The sequence below is a fragment of the Enterococcus sp. DIV1420a genome, assembly GCF_051712165.1.
GTDB lineage: Bacteria > Bacillota > Bacilli > Lactobacillales > Enterococcaceae > Enterococcus > Enterococcus faecalis.
In genome coordinates this window covers 1,272,759-1,290,103 of record NZ_JBIOOI010000001.1, presented here as the reverse complement: position 1 = coordinate 1,290,103, position 17,345 = coordinate 1,272,759, and the positions used below count along the sequence as shown (strand labels likewise).

The 17,345-nt window shown below is 33.5% G+C and carries 16 protein-coding genes and 5 pseudogenes; 5 read left to right on the top strand and 16 right to left on the bottom strand.

Annotation, left to right across the window (positions count from 1 at the left end; all coding sequences use genetic code 11):
• Positions 1 to 11: 11 nt before the first annotated feature.
• The 3 genes and pseudogenes from IGI80_RS06525 to IGI80_RS06515 form a co-directional block, all read right to left on the bottom strand.
• On the bottom strand, positions 12 to 479 hold the full coding sequence (locus IGI80_RS06525) for a hypothetical protein (protein WP_438722987.1): 468 nt from the start codon (positions 477 to 479) through the stop codon (positions 12 to 14).
• A gap of 12 nt (positions 480 to 491) precedes the next feature.
• Positions 492 to 1,235: a hypothetical protein gene (locus tag IGI80_RS06520; protein WP_438722986.1), complete on the bottom strand. Its 744-nt coding sequence runs from the start codon at positions 1,233 to 1,235 to the stop codon at positions 492 to 494.
• Positions 1,232 to 2,226 (bottom strand): annotated as a pseudogene (locus tag IGI80_RS06515) (IS30 family transposase). The gene IGI80_RS06520 and the pseudogene IGI80_RS06515 overlap by 4 nt, the downstream one beginning before the upstream one ends.
• A gap of 601 nt (positions 2,227 to 2,827) precedes the next feature.
• Between IGI80_RS06515 and IGI80_RS06510 the strand changes: the two are divergent.
• From IGI80_RS06510 to IGI80_RS06490, 5 genes and pseudogenes are all read left to right on the top strand, one after another.
• On the top strand, positions 2,828 to 2,977 hold the full coding sequence (locus IGI80_RS06510; RefSeq protein WP_438722984.1) for a hypothetical protein: 150 nt from the start codon (positions 2,828 to 2,830) through the stop codon (positions 2,975 to 2,977).
• A gap of 249 nt (positions 2,978 to 3,226) precedes the next feature.
• Positions 3,227 to 3,394 (top strand): hypothetical protein, encoded by a 168-nt coding sequence (locus IGI80_RS06505; RefSeq protein WP_438722983.1) that lies wholly within the window; start codon positions 3,227 to 3,229, stop codon positions 3,392 to 3,394.
• Between the two features lie 89 nt (positions 3,395 to 3,483).
• Positions 3,484 to 3,645 (top strand): annotated as a pseudogene (locus IGI80_RS06500) (IS3 family transposase); the annotation flags it as partial.
• Positions 3,646 to 3,735: 90 nt separating this feature from the next.
• A pseudogene (locus IGI80_RS06495) lies at positions 3,736 to 4,089 on the top strand (DDE-type integrase/transposase/recombinase); the annotation flags it as partial.
• 12 nt (positions 4,090 to 4,101) lie between these two features.
• A pseudogene (locus IGI80_RS06490) lies at positions 4,102 to 4,233 on the top strand (IS3 family transposase); the annotation flags it as partial.
• 56 nt (positions 4,234 to 4,289) lie between these two features.
• Here the strand turns inward: IGI80_RS06490 and IGI80_RS06485 are convergent.
• The 13 genes and pseudogenes from IGI80_RS06485 to lacD form a co-directional block, all read right to left on the bottom strand.
• Positions 4,290 to 4,529: pseudogene (locus tag IGI80_RS06485) on the bottom strand (hypothetical protein); the annotation flags it as partial.
• A complete protein-coding gene (locus IGI80_RS06480) occupies positions 4,522 to 5,226 on the bottom strand; it encodes an ABC transporter ATP-binding protein (protein WP_438722982.1) in 705 nt (234 codons plus the stop codon). The gene IGI80_RS06480 and the pseudogene IGI80_RS06485, both read right to left, overlap by 8 nt.
• On the bottom strand, positions 5,226 to 6,002 hold the full coding sequence (locus IGI80_RS06475) for an ABC transporter ATP-binding protein (protein ID WP_438722981.1): 777 nt from the start codon (positions 6,000 to 6,002) through the stop codon (positions 5,226 to 5,228). The genes IGI80_RS06480 and IGI80_RS06475 overlap by 1 nt, the downstream gene beginning before the upstream one ends.
• Entirely contained in the window at positions 5,980 to 6,948 is a 969-nt protein-coding gene (locus IGI80_RS06470; protein WP_438722979.1) for a branched-chain amino acid ABC transporter permease, read from the bottom strand. Before IGI80_RS06470 ends, IGI80_RS06475 begins: the two co-directional genes overlap by 23 nt.
• Before the next feature lie 9 nt (positions 6,949 to 6,957).
• Positions 6,958 to 7,833: a branched-chain amino acid ABC transporter permease gene (locus IGI80_RS06465; RefSeq protein WP_438722977.1), complete on the bottom strand. Its 876-nt coding sequence runs from the start codon at positions 7,831 to 7,833 to the stop codon at positions 6,958 to 6,960.
• Between the two features lie 68 nt (positions 7,834 to 7,901).
• Positions 7,902 to 9,077 carry an ABC transporter substrate-binding protein gene (locus tag IGI80_RS06460; RefSeq protein ID WP_438722976.1) on the bottom strand — a complete coding sequence of 392 codons (1,176 nt, stop codon included), beginning with the start codon at positions 9,075 to 9,077 and terminating at the stop codon, positions 7,902 to 7,904.
• A 323-nt stretch (positions 9,078 to 9,400) separates the two neighbouring features.
• Positions 9,401 to 10,309: an IS982 family transposase gene (locus tag IGI80_RS06455; RefSeq protein ID WP_438722975.1), complete on the bottom strand. Its 909-nt coding sequence runs from the start codon at positions 10,307 to 10,309 to the stop codon at positions 9,401 to 9,403.
• Between the two features lie 128 nt (positions 10,310 to 10,437).
• Entirely contained in the window at positions 10,438 to 11,811 is a 1,374-nt protein-coding gene (locus IGI80_RS06450; protein ID WP_438722973.1) for a BspA family leucine-rich repeat surface protein, read from the bottom strand.
• 29 nt (positions 11,812 to 11,840) lie between these two features.
• Positions 11,841 to 12,449, bottom strand: a complete 609-nt coding sequence (locus IGI80_RS06445; RefSeq protein ID WP_438722972.1) for a hypothetical protein — start codon at positions 12,447 to 12,449, stop codon at positions 11,841 to 11,843.
• 402 nt (positions 12,450 to 12,851) lie between these two features.
• On the bottom strand, positions 12,852 to 14,258 hold the full coding sequence (gene lacG / locus IGI80_RS06440; protein ID WP_438722971.1) for a 6-phospho-beta-galactosidase: 1,407 nt from the start codon (positions 14,256 to 14,258) through the stop codon (positions 12,852 to 12,854).
• A 74-nt stretch (positions 14,259 to 14,332) separates the two neighbouring features.
• Positions 14,333 to 16,021, bottom strand: a complete 1,689-nt coding sequence (locus IGI80_RS06435; protein ID WP_438722969.1) for a lactose-specific PTS transporter subunit EIIC — start codon at positions 16,019 to 16,021, stop codon at positions 14,333 to 14,335.
• Positions 16,021 to 16,338, bottom strand: coding sequence for a PTS lactose/cellobiose transporter subunit IIA (locus IGI80_RS06430; RefSeq protein ID WP_438722967.1), 318 nt, complete (start codon positions 16,336 to 16,338; stop codon positions 16,021 to 16,023). Before IGI80_RS06430 ends, IGI80_RS06435 begins: the two co-directional genes overlap by 1 nt.
• Before the next feature lie 21 nt (positions 16,339 to 16,359).
• Complete coding sequence (gene lacD, locus IGI80_RS06425; RefSeq protein WP_438722966.1) at positions 16,360 to 17,343, bottom strand: tagatose-bisphosphate aldolase; 984 nt, start codon at positions 17,341 to 17,343, stop codon at positions 16,360 to 16,362.
• Positions 17,344 to 17,345: the final 2 nt, after the last annotated feature.

Below are 17,345 nucleotides of genomic sequence, written 5' to 3'. Positions count from 1 at the left end.
AAGGTTAATTTTTACTGTGTCAAATTCTCTTGATAACAATCTCTCAAAGGCGCTAGCACTTCTTCTTCACGCTCTTCCACTTCTAACAAACAGTCCATACGATAAAGTAACAGCTGATACTGATTTTTTGACAAATAGAACGGATCGTTAGCCAACCAGTACTTCCATTCAGAATCTGTCATCTTTTTTCGTAGTTTTTCTGAATAGACCGCATCTAATTCTTCAAAATTCAAATAGGAAAGATACTGTTGATTATCTTGAATCAGCTCTTCTACTTCATCGGCCAAAGTATCTTGTAAGGATTTTTGATTTTCTAATTCCGCTTGTTCCGCCTTCAAACTATGTTCTTTTTCCCGTAACTGCTCTTTCATATCTGCTAAATCCTTTGTGGTTTGTGTCAATTGCCGGTTAAGCACTAAGCCCTGATTTACTAAGTCCATCCCTTCATGTTGGTTTAATTGTGAAATAGTGGTCGTCAATACTTCTATTTGCTATTCATTTTTTTCGAAATCCTGCCTATTTTCCAATAGTGTCTCTTGATGTACTACCAATTGTTGGCTAAGCTGTGTAACTGATTTTTCTAATTGATTCAGTTCATTGAAAATCTGATGCCATTTGCCAGTAATTTGAGCAATCAACTCATCATGCAAGCTATGATAATTTTTAGCAAAAGCATTCAATTCTTTCATTTCACGACCTAAATCCTCCATCCGTTCCCGATAAAGATTCAAGCGCTCAATCGTTGTTGATAAGGTTAATAATTCATCTTCTTTCATTTTTGGCAAAGAATTCCTCAAGATGTCATAAATCACAGAGGGGCGAAAATCCTTCGATAATTTCGGCGAACGCAACTGCAAAAGTAAGACAATCAACTCATCTAATTGTTCCAAACTATCAAACCCAAAAATCCGCTGATTGACAAATTGTTTATATTCCTTTTGCAAATTAAAGATACGTCCTTTTCCAGCTAAACGTTTTTTTAATTTTGCCTTTGTTAAGGGAGTTAATTCCTCTCGGTGAAGTTCTTCGTAAAGCTCAAAATCTTTGCCTACTCGCTGATTATTTTCAATAGCAAAAAACCACTTTTTAAGTGAGCCACCACGATTAGCGTGCATACCAATGCCTATAGTCAAATATCCTTCTCTATTTTCTTTCTTCATTTCTAAAAATAGATACCCAATTCCTTCGTCTCGCTCAGAAACCCCTTTTTCGCCTAATAAATCTTGAATTGTCAAATTAAGTGCAAAATTTTATCAAAAAATACTTCATAGGGTGTTTTCCAGTTTAGACATTTTCTTGGTCGTAAGTTTAGCTTAAGAATAATTTGTTCAATATAGCTATCAGGAATAGTACCCATTTCTTTGTTTTTAGGAAAATATTCTCTAAGCAATCCATTTGTATTTTCATTTGTTCCTTGTTGCCAAGGAGAATATGGGTCAGAAAAATAAAATTGAATATTATTAAATGCCTTAGTTACTTCTGAATGTTTTGAAAATTCTTTTCCTCTGTCAGGAGTTATTGTTTTCACTTTTTTGAAGAAATAAGAGAGAATAATTGGATTATTTTATCACGAACTAATAGGGATAACTTTTTATTAATTTTCCTCCCAATAAATACCTTAACTTACGATCAGTCAAAGTAACTAAACAAACACCTCCAGTTTTACCATCTACTGTATCTGCTTCCCAATGTCCTATTTCTGAACGATTATTATCGGATGAAGGACGTTCATGAATCGTATTTGATATTTATATTCCCCTTTTTTTCAACATGTTTTTTGTTATGTCTAGTTTTCCCATGATGTCTAAGAGAACGAATGAATCCACGATTTCCATGATTTAAAGGTTCAGTTTCGAATAAACCATGATAAATAGCACGATAGATAGTTGTATAACTTATTGAGATATTAAATTTCTCATGTTTCAAACGATAAGTAATTTCTTCAGGAGACAATTGTTCTTCAACGAATAGTCTTCGAACAAGTTTCCAAAGAGATACGTTAGCTATTAGTAGTTTCTAACCACCATTCTGTTTTCTATAGGAATACAAGGTTTGAGCTACTGTGAAAGAATACGTATTATTTTTTGTATTACGTTTTAATTCTCTTGAAACTGTAGATGGGCTACGTTTTATGTTAGAAGCAATAGCACGAATAGAATAGCCTTTATTGAATAATAAAAATATATTTTCTCGTTCAAGTATTGTAAAATGGTTATAGTAACACATAGCTATCTTCCTTTCAAATAGTATTCTAGACAAACCTATTCTACCCGGAATTTAGCTATGTGTCTTTTTGTTATTAGCTGTTGCACTTAAAGTGTATATTAAAGATACATAAAAAAAGATACATAAAAAATCGACATACAAAAAGTTACATTTTTTGTATGTCGATTCAATGAGAAAGTATTTTTCCTAAAAAGGTATAACTATAAAAATTTTCATTTATTGAGGTAGCTTTTATTTTAAACCTATGAATAAAATATGTAAAGTTTTTCTTAATGTGTTGGACAAATACCTATCTTTAACTTATGGATTTTAGCCAACATCCGGATAAGTCCTTTATACGAATAAAAAAAATTATGGGAATAAAAAATTATTTAGCATCATGTTACTTATTTCATAGTAGGATGCAATAAAGTTTTTATTTTAATCCTACATAATGCGTAGTTCGGTAATATTTATTATTTTGTATTGTATAAGACTGTCCACATGTTGGACACAAATAAATATTTTTATTATACTGTTTCCTTGCTATTTCTCCATATCTACAATCTATATATAGGTTTCATATTTATTGTATCTGACTTTTTTTGAATATATTGGATTCTTGAAGAAATCATACCCCATTTTATTCACCTATATTCTATCTTACTTAGAAAAAGCTTACCAAAATGGAGCTGGAAGTTATCAAACACTAGCGAATCAATTTGATATTGATTCGCTTTCGACTGTTCGTAAATGGGTTAAAACAGTCTAAAAATTTGAATTTAATGTACTTCATCGAAGGGTAAATTACCAACATTACTCTTCCAAATTCAAGCGGGATGTCATACACTATTATTTAACGAGTGGTGACTCTTATCTGACTGTCGCATTGAAATATGGTCTGCCAAATGATACCTTAGTCCTGGCTTGGCACCATAAATTTCTAGAAACAGGCATAGAAGGGCTTTCACCAAAACAGAAAGGAAGACCTTCTATGTAAAAGAAAAAGAAACCCGTTCAGGTGAAAAAAACACGAACACGTGAACAAGAATTAGAACATGAGAATGAACTATTTGCGGGCGGAACTAGCCTTCATAAAAAGCTCTGCTCTTTAGGAATGAATATCCCGGAACGACTCAAGAACGAGATGCCCGAATCATCCACGAACTCCGAAAAAAATTCCGATTAACAATCTTACTGGAAGCAACCAAATTTCCTAAAGCGACGTATATGTATTGGTAAAAGCGATTTGAGCGAAAAAATTCCAATCAAAAATTAGAAGCCCTGATTAAGAAAATTTTTGATGAAAACAAAGGAAACTATGGCTATCGCCGTATTCAATTAGCTTTAAAAGAACAAGGATTGAACGTAAATCAGAAAAAAATTCGTCGTCTTATGCGTAAACTTGGCCTAAAAGGTACAAAATTTATTCGTAAATAAAGAAAATATAATTCCTACAAAGGAACCGTTGGCTATGGCGAAAAAAGCCGTCTACATCGTCGTTTCTACACTTCAGTACCCCATCAAAAACTAACAACAGATACCTCTGAATTTAAGTATTATGAACGTGATCAAAACGGGAATATTCAAATAAAAAAAATCTATTTAGATCCTTTTCTTGATTTATTTAATGGTGAAATCTTGTCTTACCGTATTTCTAAAAAGCCGAATGCCAAAGTAATTCTTGAGGCACAAAAAGAATCCATTGATAAAACGCAAGATTGTCCATATCGCCGCACTTTTCATTCTGACCAAGGTTGGGGGTACCAAATGAAGCAGTACAAAAAGCAATTAACTAGTCACCAGATCTTTCAAAGCATGTCTCGAAAAGGAAATTGTTTTGATAATTCTCCTATGGAGAATTTCTTTGGTTTACTAAAATAAGAAACCTACCATGGCATTATTTATTCTAGTTTCGAAGAACTAGAACAAGCAATTGAGGAATGGATTGATTATTATAATCATCAACGAATAAAGACAAAACTAGGGTGCAGTCCCGTTCAATTACGTGAACGGTTCGTCGCATAAAAATACCGACCAGATTTCTCCAGTCGGTATTCGATCTAACTTTCGGGTCTCACTACATTAGTAATAATTGCAACTACATTATTCATTTGATTTAAAACTGGCAAGATATTGATTTTGTATTTTCGCATTTAAAAAATGTCATCCTCAAGTAAACACGTTTCTTTAATCATAACGTCTTCAACTACTGTTTTATTTAGTAAATAATTCGCTTCATAAACACTTAAGCTAGTTGCTTTTGAAGGCATTGCTTCTTGAATCGTTCCCTCAGTGATTAAACCAACTAATCTCTTATCCTCCTAAGTACGCTTTTTGAATATCTGGACTATTTAATAATTCAGGTCCACTACCTTCAAGAACAATTTTCCCTGTTTCTAAAACATATCCTCGATCAGAAATCTCTAAAGCCATTTTGGCATTTTGTTCAATTAGTAAAATCGTTGTCCCTTGGTTCTTAATTTCTTCAATAATAGAAAAAATCTCTTTTATAAAAATTGGTGCAAGCCCCATAGACGGCTCATCTAATAAAAGTAATTTAGGGCGACTCATTAAAGCTCTTCCCATAGCAAGCATTTGTTGCTCACCACCAGAAAGTGTTGCTGCATCTTGATTTTTTCTTTCTTTTAAAATCGGAAATCTATCAAACACCGTTGTTAAAATCTCTTGACTCTCTTTTTTATCTTTATAAAGAAAAGCACCTAATTCTAAATTTTCCATAACAGTCATTCCTGTAAATACATGACGACCTTCTGGCACTTGAACTAATCTTGAAGCCACAATTTTGGGTGATGTTTCCTTTTCGATATTTTTACCTTCAAAAAGAATAGTTCCTTTACTCGGTCTAACCAGTCCAGAAATTGTTCTTAGAATAGTTGTTTTCCCAGCCCCATTGGCACCAATTAAAGAAACGATTTCTCCTTCTTTTACTTCAAAAGAAATCCCTTTTACCGCCTGAATCATTCCATAATGAACAAATATATTCTTAACTTTCAACATTACATTTCACCACCTAAATACGCTTCGATTACTCGTTTATTGGTCTTAATTTCCTCAGGTACTCCTTCAGCAATTAACTGACCATACTCTAACACATAAATCCTTTCGCAAACATCCATTACTAACGACATATCATGCTCAATTAAGAGAATAGTTAAATCAAATTCTTTTTGAATTATTTTAATTAATTCTGTTAACTCAGCAGTTTCTTGTGGGTTCATTCCAGCTGCTGGTTCATCTAAAAATAAAATTTTAGGATCAGTTGCTAAAGAACGAACGATTTCAAGACGTCTTTGTTCTCCGTAAGATAAATTTTTTGCTTTTGAAGTTTCTTTATCTAATAAATCAAAAATTGAAAGCAGTTCCCGTGCTCTTTCTTCCATTTCATTTTCAACTTTAAAATACTTAGGTAATCTTAAAATCCCTGTTAAAACACCTACTTTTTTTCGGCCTGTCATAGCAATCAAAACATTATCTAAAACTGTTAACTCTTTAAATAAACGAATATTTTGGAATGTTCGACTCAATCCTAGATTAGCAATTTTAAAAGGTTTAATGCCGTTTAATCTTTTAGTACTTTCTCCATCACCAAATAAAACATCTCCTTCACTCGGCTCATAAACACCTGTTAAAAGGTTAAATAAAGTTGTTTTTCCAGCACCATTTGGTCCAATTAAGCCAACTAATTCATTTTTATCTAAGTATAGATTCACATTAGAAACAGCTGCTAAACCTCCGAAGTTTTTAGTTAAATTATTTACTTTTAGAAGTGACATTACCTTGTCCTCCTTTATTAAATATTTTTTTAAAGGACAACTCAGTAGTACCAAGTAAGCCAGTTGGTTTGAAAATCATAATCACAACAAGAGCTAACGCATAAATAATCATTCGAATAGCACCAGCATCTTGTAAAAACATATTTAAAAACCCAAGAGCAAGAGCTGCAATAAATGTACCTGTAATACTACCAACTCCACCAAATACAACAATAATTAAAATATCAATTGATTTCATAAAATCAAAGTTTCCAGGAACTATAGTCTGAATGTAGCTAGCATAAAGACCACCTGCAATCGCAGCTGTCATAGCTCCAATTACAAAAGCTACTACTTTATATTTCGTTGTATTAACTCCCATAGACTCAGCAGCAATTTCGTTTTCTCTAACTGAAAGTGTGGCTCTACCTGCTGGACTATTAATAAAATTAGTAGTAATTAGTGTTGTAACACAGACAATCACGTAAACCATTGACCAAGTAACAAATGGTGTAATCCCAAACAGACCTGCTGGACCATTTGTAATATGATCTAAATTCATAATTAATGTTCTAATAATTTCTGCAACACCTAATGTCGCAATTGCTAAATAATCTCCTGATAAACGCAGTGTTGGTATCCCAACAATTAAAGCTACCAATCCTGATAATAAAGCTCCTACTAAAAGACCTGTTAAAAATCCAGTTAGTGTTGGTGTCTTCATGGAAAGAATGGCAGTAGCATAAGCACCAATTGCCATAAATCCAGCATGTCCTAAAGAAAACTGACCAGAAACACCAATAACTAAGTTTAAGCCAACTGCTAATATAATATTTATTCCAATCATCACTAAAGCATTTTCCATAACAGGTGACATCAAACCTGTAGAATAAGTTACTGCTAATATAATAAATCCAGTTGCCATTAGTCCTAGCCACGAAAGATTTGCTTTCATATTTTTCTTCATTTTAATCACCTACACTTTTTCTTTGAAATTTTTACCTAATAAGCCTGCTGGTCTAACTAATAAGACAATAATCAAAATAGCATACACCACAGCGTCTCGGTAAGCTGTAAAACCAAGAGCACTTACAAAGGTTTCAATAATTCCAATTGAAAAGCCACCTAACGTAGCTCCTGGAATAATTCCGATTCCTCCAAATACTGCAGCAATGAAAGCTTTAAGACCTGGAGAAACTCCCATCATTGGGTCAATACTATTATAGTAAAGAGCAATTAACACACCACCAGCTGCTGCTAATGATGAACCTATAGCAAATGTGAAAGAGATAGTGTGATTAACGTTAATTCCCGTTAACTGAGCCGCATCAGCATCCACACTAACTGCACGCATTGCTTTTCCCATTTTAGTGTACTTAACAATAACTTGAAGTAAAAACATTAAAACTAATGACGTTGTTAAAATCATTAATTGAATTTTACTAATTGTAAATAAACCAACATCATAATTTTTATTTTCAATAATTTGTGGAAATGGTCTTGTATCTGCTCCAATAAAATAAATCATTAATGATTGAATTAAAAATGAAACACCAATAGCCGTAATAAGTGCTGCTATTCTAGTTGATTTTCTAAGTGGTCTGTAGGCAAGAAATTCAATTAAAACGCCTAGAACAGAACAAATTGCCATTGATATTAATAAGGTTGGAATTAAACTAAGTTTCCATTGATTTGTCACATAATAGCCTACAAATGCTCCTACCATATAAATCTCACCATGCGCAAAGTTAATTAATTTAATAATGCCATAAACCATCGTATAGCCTAATGCTAATAAAGCATAGATACTTCCGAGAGATAGACCATTTATTAATTGTTGAAAAAAGTCCATTTGAGTTTACCTCCTCTTTAATAAAAAAGTAAGGAAGCTTTTAAATTGCCCCCTTACTTCTTAATCCTTTATGGATTTACAACATCAGCTGATGCTTCTTTACCTTCATTTAAACCGATAACGACAGCTGCTTTTTCAGGGTTATGATTTTTATCCATTGTCATTTTACCTGTCACACCATCAAAATCTTTTAAGCTTGCAAGTTGTTCTGTAATTTTTTCACTATCAGCTTCACCAGCTTTATCAATTGCTTCTGCTAACATATAAACTGAATCATAAGCTAAAGCGTTAAATGAGCTTGGAGCTTTATTATATTTAGTTTTAAAAGCGTCAATGAATTCTGTTACTTTTTTAGAACCAGGAGCTTGATCTGAGAAGTGTGCTGTGTAGTAAATATCATTCATATTATTTTTTCCAGCAATGTCACCTAATTTTTCATCAGAGAAACCATCAGCTCCTAAGATTGGTTGCTCAATTCCCATTTCACGAGCTTGTTTAATAATTAAACCTGCTTCTTCGTAGTAACCTGGTAGATAGATGAAATCAAAATCTTTATCTTTGATTTTAGTTAAAATAGCTTTGAAATCTTTGTCTTTTTGATTAAATTTCTCATCAGCTACAATCTCACCTGTAAATGTATCTTTAAATGATTTCGATAAACCTTTTGCATAATCACTTGAAACATCTCCAATCACAACTGCTTTTTTAGTATCTAAATTATTCATGGCATAATTAGCTAAAATAACTCCTTGGAAAGAATCTTGGAAACATGCTCTAAAAATAAATTCTTGAACAGCATCATTAACAACTGTAATCGCATCGTCTGTTCCAGAAGGTGTAATGACTGGCACCTTAGCTTTTGTTACATTAGGGATTTGAGCTTTAGAAGCTCCAGATGTTGCTGGTCCAATAATAGCTACTACATTTTCTTTTGTTGTAAGGTTAGCAGCTACAGATGCGGCCTCAGCAGTATCTGATTTATTATCTTTAATGATAAATTCGATTTTTTTACCATTGATGCCACCCTTAGCATTAATTTTCTCAGCAGCTAATTCAGCGCCTTCTTTTTCTTGGCTGCCATAAGCTGCAACTGCTCCGGACAACTCTAAGTTCAGCCCAATTTTTATCGTATCAGAATCTGATTTTTTCACTTCTTTTTCATTTGCTGCCCCGCCTCCTCCAGGCACTCCACATGCTGAAAGCAAAACAGCACTAGCAAATAGTGTTCCCATAAGTTTTTTCATAATAGCTCCTCCCTATTAATTAGATAAATTAAATATTTTTAATTTAGGTGTTTATAATCATAACCAAACTCTAATAAAATGTCAACAGAATATTCAGACTTTTTTGTATAAATACATAGAAAAAATCAGCTTAATTACTACCCCTAAAGGGACTACTAACATAACAAAAATCAAAAATACTACCCTATTACTACTCTAGTGCCTTAACACGACGTAATAAAAAGAAAACTTAAATAATCGTATGTATCTACGTTTTAACCGAAAACCACTTTTGATTAGAAACATTAAATTCAAATTATAATTACCCGATGTGCTAGTTAAATTTAGAATTGCCCCAAAGAATATCTTAGTGAGTTGGCTTCGAATCTCTGAACAAGTTCCAGCATAAAACTGTATGTTAATAACACAACCTCTAGTTTCGATTCAAAACCTGCAAGAGAACGATTTTTGACTTTTCCAAGCAAGGTATAAAAGCTCGAAAACATGGTTTCTATCCGTTTTCTAAGTCTTTTTAGAAGGTACTCGTTTACAACCTTTGGTTGTTTTGAATTGCTTTTTCTAGGTGTCCAAAAGTCAATGCCACGCTCAGAAAAATAGCGCTTTAACTCTTGACTCACGTAGCCTTTGTCAGATAAAACTTGTGGCGTAGGTGCTTGATCAACCAATTCCGGAGCCACATGAATATCGTGAATGGATGCAGATGAAACAACGTATCCAATCGGGAACCCTTTATGATTAACGGATACACTAAGCTTTAAACCGTAGTAAAACAGCTGTTTCGTAGCATTAAATCCAATATCTGCTGTCCCAGTAAATAATTTTGCACGTCGGTTTCTAATTGTTGCACATATAGGAATCGGCATACTATCAATCACGGGAAACGGACAGTTTTGGTGCAGTTCTTGGATATAACCACAACGAATCATTTTAATTACGTCTTTCAGATTTGCACAGATACGTGAGTATCTGGATCGTTCGGGGAATTGATCCTGAAAAAGAAAAAGTTTGATCGCTTTATATTGATTCGTTTGATCCGTAAAACCTAACATGCAAGCCCAGATAATCGCTGATATAATCACACAATCCGGTTGGATTTGCCGATCGATATTCCGTCTGTTTTTGACTGAATTAGGGACATATTGTTCATACAAAGATTGTGCTTTTTCAAGAACATTGGAAAAAGTATGTTGATATTCGAGTGGATTATTAGTATTCTGTAATTGGCTTTGCATGGAATTAACACTCATTTCTTTATTGGTTTTGAGTTAATTTTATGCAAAGTTTTATGTGTTTTCTAGATTTTTTCATTTTTAAATTTAACTAGCACATCGGGTAGAATATACTATCGAATATCCCAATACTACTCAGCTGTTTCTAAATTCCACTCTACAATACCGGTATATTTACCTTGTGGAACTTTTGAAAGATCCGGCACTGTCAATTGCGCATTGCCTAAGTCATAATCGTATACTCCGTCACGATCACCTTCTTGTTTTGTTTGCATTACTATGTCTTTTGATGTAGTAATTTTTACTGATTGAGTCCCAGCTACTTCTCCTGAAGTAGCCTTTAAATCTGTCGCAGTATTATACGTTCCATCGCTTTCATTTAATTTTACAGTTCCAGCAGTATTTACTGATTGAATGTATCCTCCTGGAACTTCTTGTCCTACCCATGTCAATTGAGCTGAAACAGTCCACGGAGTATTTCTTCCATTAGTATCTCTTACACCTAAATTAAAACTATCTTTTTTAGCAACTGGAATAGCTACCTCTCCTTGCGCGCCTAACGTTGTATAAGGAAGAGAAAAGTCTTTTGGAACATAAGCAATTTCTAAACTTGCTTGATGTGGTTCTTTTTTATTGTCTGTGGATGTTGAGACGTCTTTCTCAGCCCATTGGGCTGTATAAGTTACACGATTACTTATCAAATCAAACAGACTATTTACTGTACTTCCTTCCAGTAATGATCGTACCCACCCAGTGAAGTTGTGAGCCCCTCTTGTTGGCGTATTAGCTGAAAGAAACTTCTCAACTTGTTGAATATCCAATTGTTCAGGAGTTACACTAATTTTCTCAAAGTAACTCTTTTGTCTTGAGTTATCGTTAAATTTCCCACCATTTGAGATTAGTTTAGGAAATTCTACAAACTTACGCCCAGATTCTTTCACCAAATCACGGGTTAAAAAGGCATTATTTCCTGGTACATTTTGAACAATTAACATAAGTGGATTTGCGGCTTGACCTGTTCCTAGTATGTTTGTGGTTATCTGACTATCTAAGTTGGTGAAACCACGCATATCTGCCTGCCCCAATTTTGGCATATTGTTAAACATATAAGACATATTGATTCCTGTTTGTGTTGGGTGCCATGTACTTAGATCAATTTTTTCAATTGCACTACCTTCAAACATATTTGTTGCAGATGCTAAATTATCAATTCTCCATAAATTTATATCAACATATTTTAGATTGAGTGTGCCCCAAAACATACTATTCATATTAGCGACTTGCCAAGGTATACTTCCAGCTTGCCCAAAACGTACTTCACTTACTTTTGAACGACTAAACATTGACTGCATAGTGGTAATCTGATTAATATACCAAGGCCTTAAATCAGCTTGAGTGATGCCAGAACTCCAGAACATATAACTTGTATCTGTAACTTTTCCTACCGTCCATGTTTCTACTGGTACGCTTGGTAATAGTGAGGTACCTTGAAACATAGCTTTCATAGTAGTAACATTAGAAAAATCAGCATTTTCTAAACAGTTTGTAAGGAACTACATCCATTAAACATGTATGATGTATCAACGATATTGGAATAGTCATTTCTTTTACCTAGGTTAACTGTATTTAATTTGGAGTCATTTTGAAACATGACACTTGCATCATTTACCCAGTTCCAGTTTAAACCGTTGAGATTAACTCTTTCTAAATTATGAAAATCGGCAAATGCCCCTGTCATATCCCACCGGTTATCATTCCCTGCTTTAATTTTATAACCTTCGTTCGCTGAAAAATTAACACCTGTAACTTTATCTTTTAGTGTTTGACTTTTACCTCTTAAATAGCTCCAAAAATCATCAGATATTTGAACGTTAATAATATCTGATGGTTTTTCTTTATGATACCAATAAACTTTTGAAGGTACATCAATATACCCTGCAGACAATACAGAATCTTTAATCCCATATACTAAATATACAGTTCCCCAAGAACCGTCTCCAAGCTCGCAATTAAAATTATTTTCTAGCCAGAAATGGTCATGTGTAACGTCAGGATGATTATCAGTAACAGCTAATACTGATCTTACTGGTCCAAAGAGACCACTAACCACTAACAATCCAATAATTACTATCACTATTTTCATCTAAATAACTCCTCCAATTCTAATATACATATGTATTAAGTATATATAGAACAGCTCGAATATTTCTTATATATCTGGTTACTTAGTTTAAACAAAAAATAGAATTTAAACCGAAATCCCTTTGTATAGAGAGAAATGATTAATTTAATGACAATATACAATGATTGTATAGATTTAAAATAACCCTTTAATTCATTAAAACGGCTGGCTAAACTACTCCATTTTTTTAATGTATTTCTATTAAAAATAGTTTTATTTAACTTTGAAGGTAAGCGTCGAAAAAACAAGTCTGATTTTGAAAGTAATCATCAAAATCGGACTTGTTTTCTTTTGGAAAAATGACTATTGTCCCACTATCTCCCATTTCTTATTAAATATTATAAGAAATATTCTTGAAGCCATTTATTCAATACAATGTGTTTTAGCAATCTGCTTATACCAATGAGCACTCTTCTTAGGATAACGTTCTTGTGTTTCAAAATCCACATAGAAAAGACCATAGCGTTTTTCATAACCATTAGACCATGAAAATACGTCCATTAATGACCAAACAAAGTAACCTTTCACGTTAGCACCATCAGTTATGGCATCTGAAATAACTTCAAGATGTTTCTTAATATAATCAATGCGGGCATCATCATCGACTGTTCCATCTATAAATTCATCCTTATACCCTAAACCATTTTCAGTAATATAAATTTTCTTATAGTTTGGATAGTCCTTTTTCACTCGCATAATCTGATCGTAAAGTCCTTTGGGATAAATCATCCAATCCCAGTCTGTCCGAGGTACATCAACATCAAATTCACGGCGTCCAACACCTTTTATTTGGTATTTAGAACCTCCTTTTTCACCTTTTCCATTATGATCAATTTCGGTTTCACCATTAAAAGAACGTAGCCAGTCGCTCATGTAATAATTAATACCAAGGAAATCATTTAAATCTTTTGTAGCTTCAAGTACTTCAAAATCTTTATCACGCAAATCAAGTTCACCACCATTTATACTAAGAATATGATTTACGCCTTCCATTGTTTCTTTAGAGTATTTTCCAAGATAAGTTGCATCAAGAATAAATTTATTGTGAATAATATCTTCTAATTCTGATGCACGAACATCTTCTAAATTAAATAAATCATATGGATACTTGGTTTGTAAAGCATGAACTACACCAATCTCTCCTCTGTACCCACCATCTTTAAAAATTTTTACAGTACGAGCGTGTGAAACCATCATGTTATGATGAGATTGAAAAACTTTAACAAGATCATATTTAATACCGGGAGGAAATTTTCCAATAAGATATTGTCCATCACCAATGGGTCCTATTTCATTAAAGGTTGTCCAGTAGTTAACCTCTGAAAACTCTTTAAAACAAAATTCCGCATAGTTTACAAAATGATCAATATTATCACGATTAAGGAAGTCTCCATTTGAATGAAGTGCTTCTGGTGTATCAAAGTGATGCAAAGTTACAAAAGGTTCTACATGATGCCTCTCACATTCTTTAAAAAGATTATGATAAAATTCTACCCCTTTTGAATTGACTTCCCCATGTCCTGTTGGAAAAATACGAGACCAAGCAATTGAAATACGAATCCCATTTATTCCATATTTTTCTGCTAATTGTAAATCATTTGGATAACGATTGTAAAAATCACTTGCTGGTTCCGCAGTATACCAGTAATTATCTTCAAGATATTTGTCCCAAGCCACAGGCCCTTTACCGTCTGTATTCGTAGCTCCTTCTGCTTGGTAAGCTGCTGTTGCTCCACCAAAAATAAAATCTTTAGGTAATATTTTTGTCATAAGAAAACCTCTTTTAAATTATTTTATCGTAAATATAAAAACCAATTTCCACTATATTTTTCTTGTCAAACATCTTAATCTTCCAATTGTTGTTTCACAAAGTCCAAAGCTGCTTGCCCATCACGAGTTAATTTAATATACTGGGTACCTTCTGTTCTAGCAAGCTTAATACCAAGTTTATCTGTCTCTTCTTTCATATCTTCATAGTTTGAGGCCACTTGAGGAGCAAGAATAACCAACTGATATTGAGGCAAGATTTCACGATGAGAACCATAACTTCCTGCAACTGCAGTAATTGAATCACCATATTCTTTCGCAGCTTTTATCAAAGAATTAGCCAACAGGCCACTAGTCCCGCCACCTGCACAAAGAACTAAAATGTTCGTTTGTTTAGTTCTTTTAGATTCAATCGTACTAGTTTTTTCAAGTATCGCATCTGCTTTAGCTGTATTAAAGTTTGCTGTAACTTTATCTTTTAACTCATCAGAATAATTTCCTGAAAGTTCTTCTTCAAGAATTTGCTCATCATATACTTTCAAAAAAGGATAGTAAATCAAAATATCTACAACAATCAATACCAAAGCAAGAACAAATGCCCAAATCCCAAATCCAGTACCCATTACAATTCCAAGTGGACCCGGAGTTGTCCAAGGCAAGTTAACGCTAAAGCTATTCATACCTAGAACATCGACAAAAAATTTAAAAATCCAAATATTAGCAATTGGAGCAAAAATAAAGGGTATAAAGAATACTGGATTTAAAACAAGTGGTGCTCCAAATAAGATAGGCTCATTAACACCAAAAAAAGTTGGTATGACAGACGCACGTCCAATAGCTTTATTTCGTTTAGATTTCGTCATCCACATAAACATAAATGGAACAACTAGTGTGGCTCCTGTACCACCCATTGTAACAATAAACATTTGTGCCCCAGAGGTTAAAATTTTATCTGCGTGTTCACCAGCTTGAAGCAACTGAAAATTTGTTTCAACATTGGCATAAGTAATAGCTGCAATTGCCGGTTCTACTATAGATGGGCCATGAATTCCAACAAACCAAAATAAAGCAAACGCCCCAAATATAATAGTAATACCAAGATAACCATCTGCTGCTGTAAATAATGGAGCAAGAAGAGTTCCAATCACTTCAGAAAATCCTATTCCCATAGTATTTCGGGCAATAATATCAAGAATATAAAGAATTATAATAGTAAGTGTAAATGGAATAACATCTTTAAATACTTGAGAAATATTAGGTGGAACTTCTTCTGGCATACGGATAGTTACGTTATTTTTTACGCACAATTTATAAATATTAACCGTAATAAAAGCTGCAATGAATGCTGTCAAAAGTCCCTTCGTACCAAGGAAACCGCTTGCAAAACCTCCTTCAATATTATCAGAAGCTAGAAGAAGGAAGCCTGTGATAGAAGCCAACATGGTTGAAATAAAATTTATTTGGTTTGTACTTTCCAACTTACGATTGACAGAATCTGTCAAGGACTTCGCCGTAGTTCCTGCCACCAATAGAGCTATCACTCCCATAGTATAGTTATAAGGCTTCATCAGTAATGCAACAACACTTTCATTCCAAGTGAATCCAAAAATATTTGGTACATAAGCAATCAAAAGGAAGATACTTGAGAACAAAATAACGGGCATACTAGCAATAAAACCATCACGAATAGCTCGAAGATAAATGTTTCGAGAAATTTTTTCAAAGAAAGGTTTTCCTTTCTCAATTTGAGTAATTAGTCCATTCATTACTTAGCCCCTCTCTTATAAAGCTCAATCATATGTTTCATTAAATCTTGAAGTAAAACAGTCGTCATTAAATGATCTTGCCCGTGCATAAGTGTTACACTAAAAGCCAGGTCTTCACCAGCAGCCTCTTTTTGTAAAAGACTTGTTTGAGCTTTATGCGCATCATTTAAGTATCCGCTACCAGCTACAATTAATTCTTCTGCTTCATCATACTCTCCTTTTTGCGCTGCTTTTAGCGCTTCTAAAAACTTAGACCGAGCACTGCCAGCATAGGCTACAATTTCAAAACCTAAAAGGGTCGTTTCTTCTCTATTCATAATTCTTTCCTCCTTAAATTGTTATTTATAGTCGCCAACCAAAGGACTAGCCGTTTTTTCTAGAACTTTATTCAATTCATTAATATTACTAAACCCAGATGTACGTAGCCATTTACGAGCCTCTTCTTCTCCTTGTTCAATGAAAATCGGAACAACTCCAGCCCACGTTGCACGTCCACAAAGGACACCATTAAATTTTGAGCCTGATTCTGCTGCAAATATCAATGTATCTTGGAAAAGTTCCGTAGAGACGCCTGCACTCAAATAGATATATGGGATATTAGTTGCTTTCTCTTGATTATAAAAATGCTCAGCTGCCTCTTCCTTCGTATAAACAATTTCACCTGTGCTAAACCCTTCTACGAAGTTCATATTTACTGGTACTTCCACTTTAAGAACATCAATACCAAAACGTTCATCAGAGAAAACTTTCATCGCTTCATTTACTTTATAAGGTTTTACTTGGGCAAATTCCATACTAGAATTATCTGTAATTTTTTCATCATAAGATAATATTTCGAGAAAAAAAGGAATGTCTTCAGCTTTACATTCATTTCCAATACGTTCAATATAAACTTTTTTTTGAAGATTTATCTCCTCATCACTATCAACATCATAATAAAGTAAAAACTTAATAGCATCTGCCCCTTGCTCTTTAAGTCGTTTAACTGACCAATCGCTCAAACAATCTGGTAATCTACTTGTTGAGTTAACATCGTATCCTGTTTTTTCATATGCAAACAATAAACCAGCTTGTTTATCACGAGCTTTAGAAGCTGTAAGACCATATTCTGGGTCAAGAAGAATTGATGACGAATATTTAGTTAATTCTTCAGAAACAATTGTTTTCAGCTGTTCTATTTGTTCAATGGTAGGTTCTTCAACTTGATGTTGACTTATCATTTTCTTCAATGCTCCACGTTGATCAAAAGCTAAAGCTGAGATAATATCATTTGTATCACTTATTTTTTCCATATATAACTGTTTTTGTTTTGTTAATACCATTT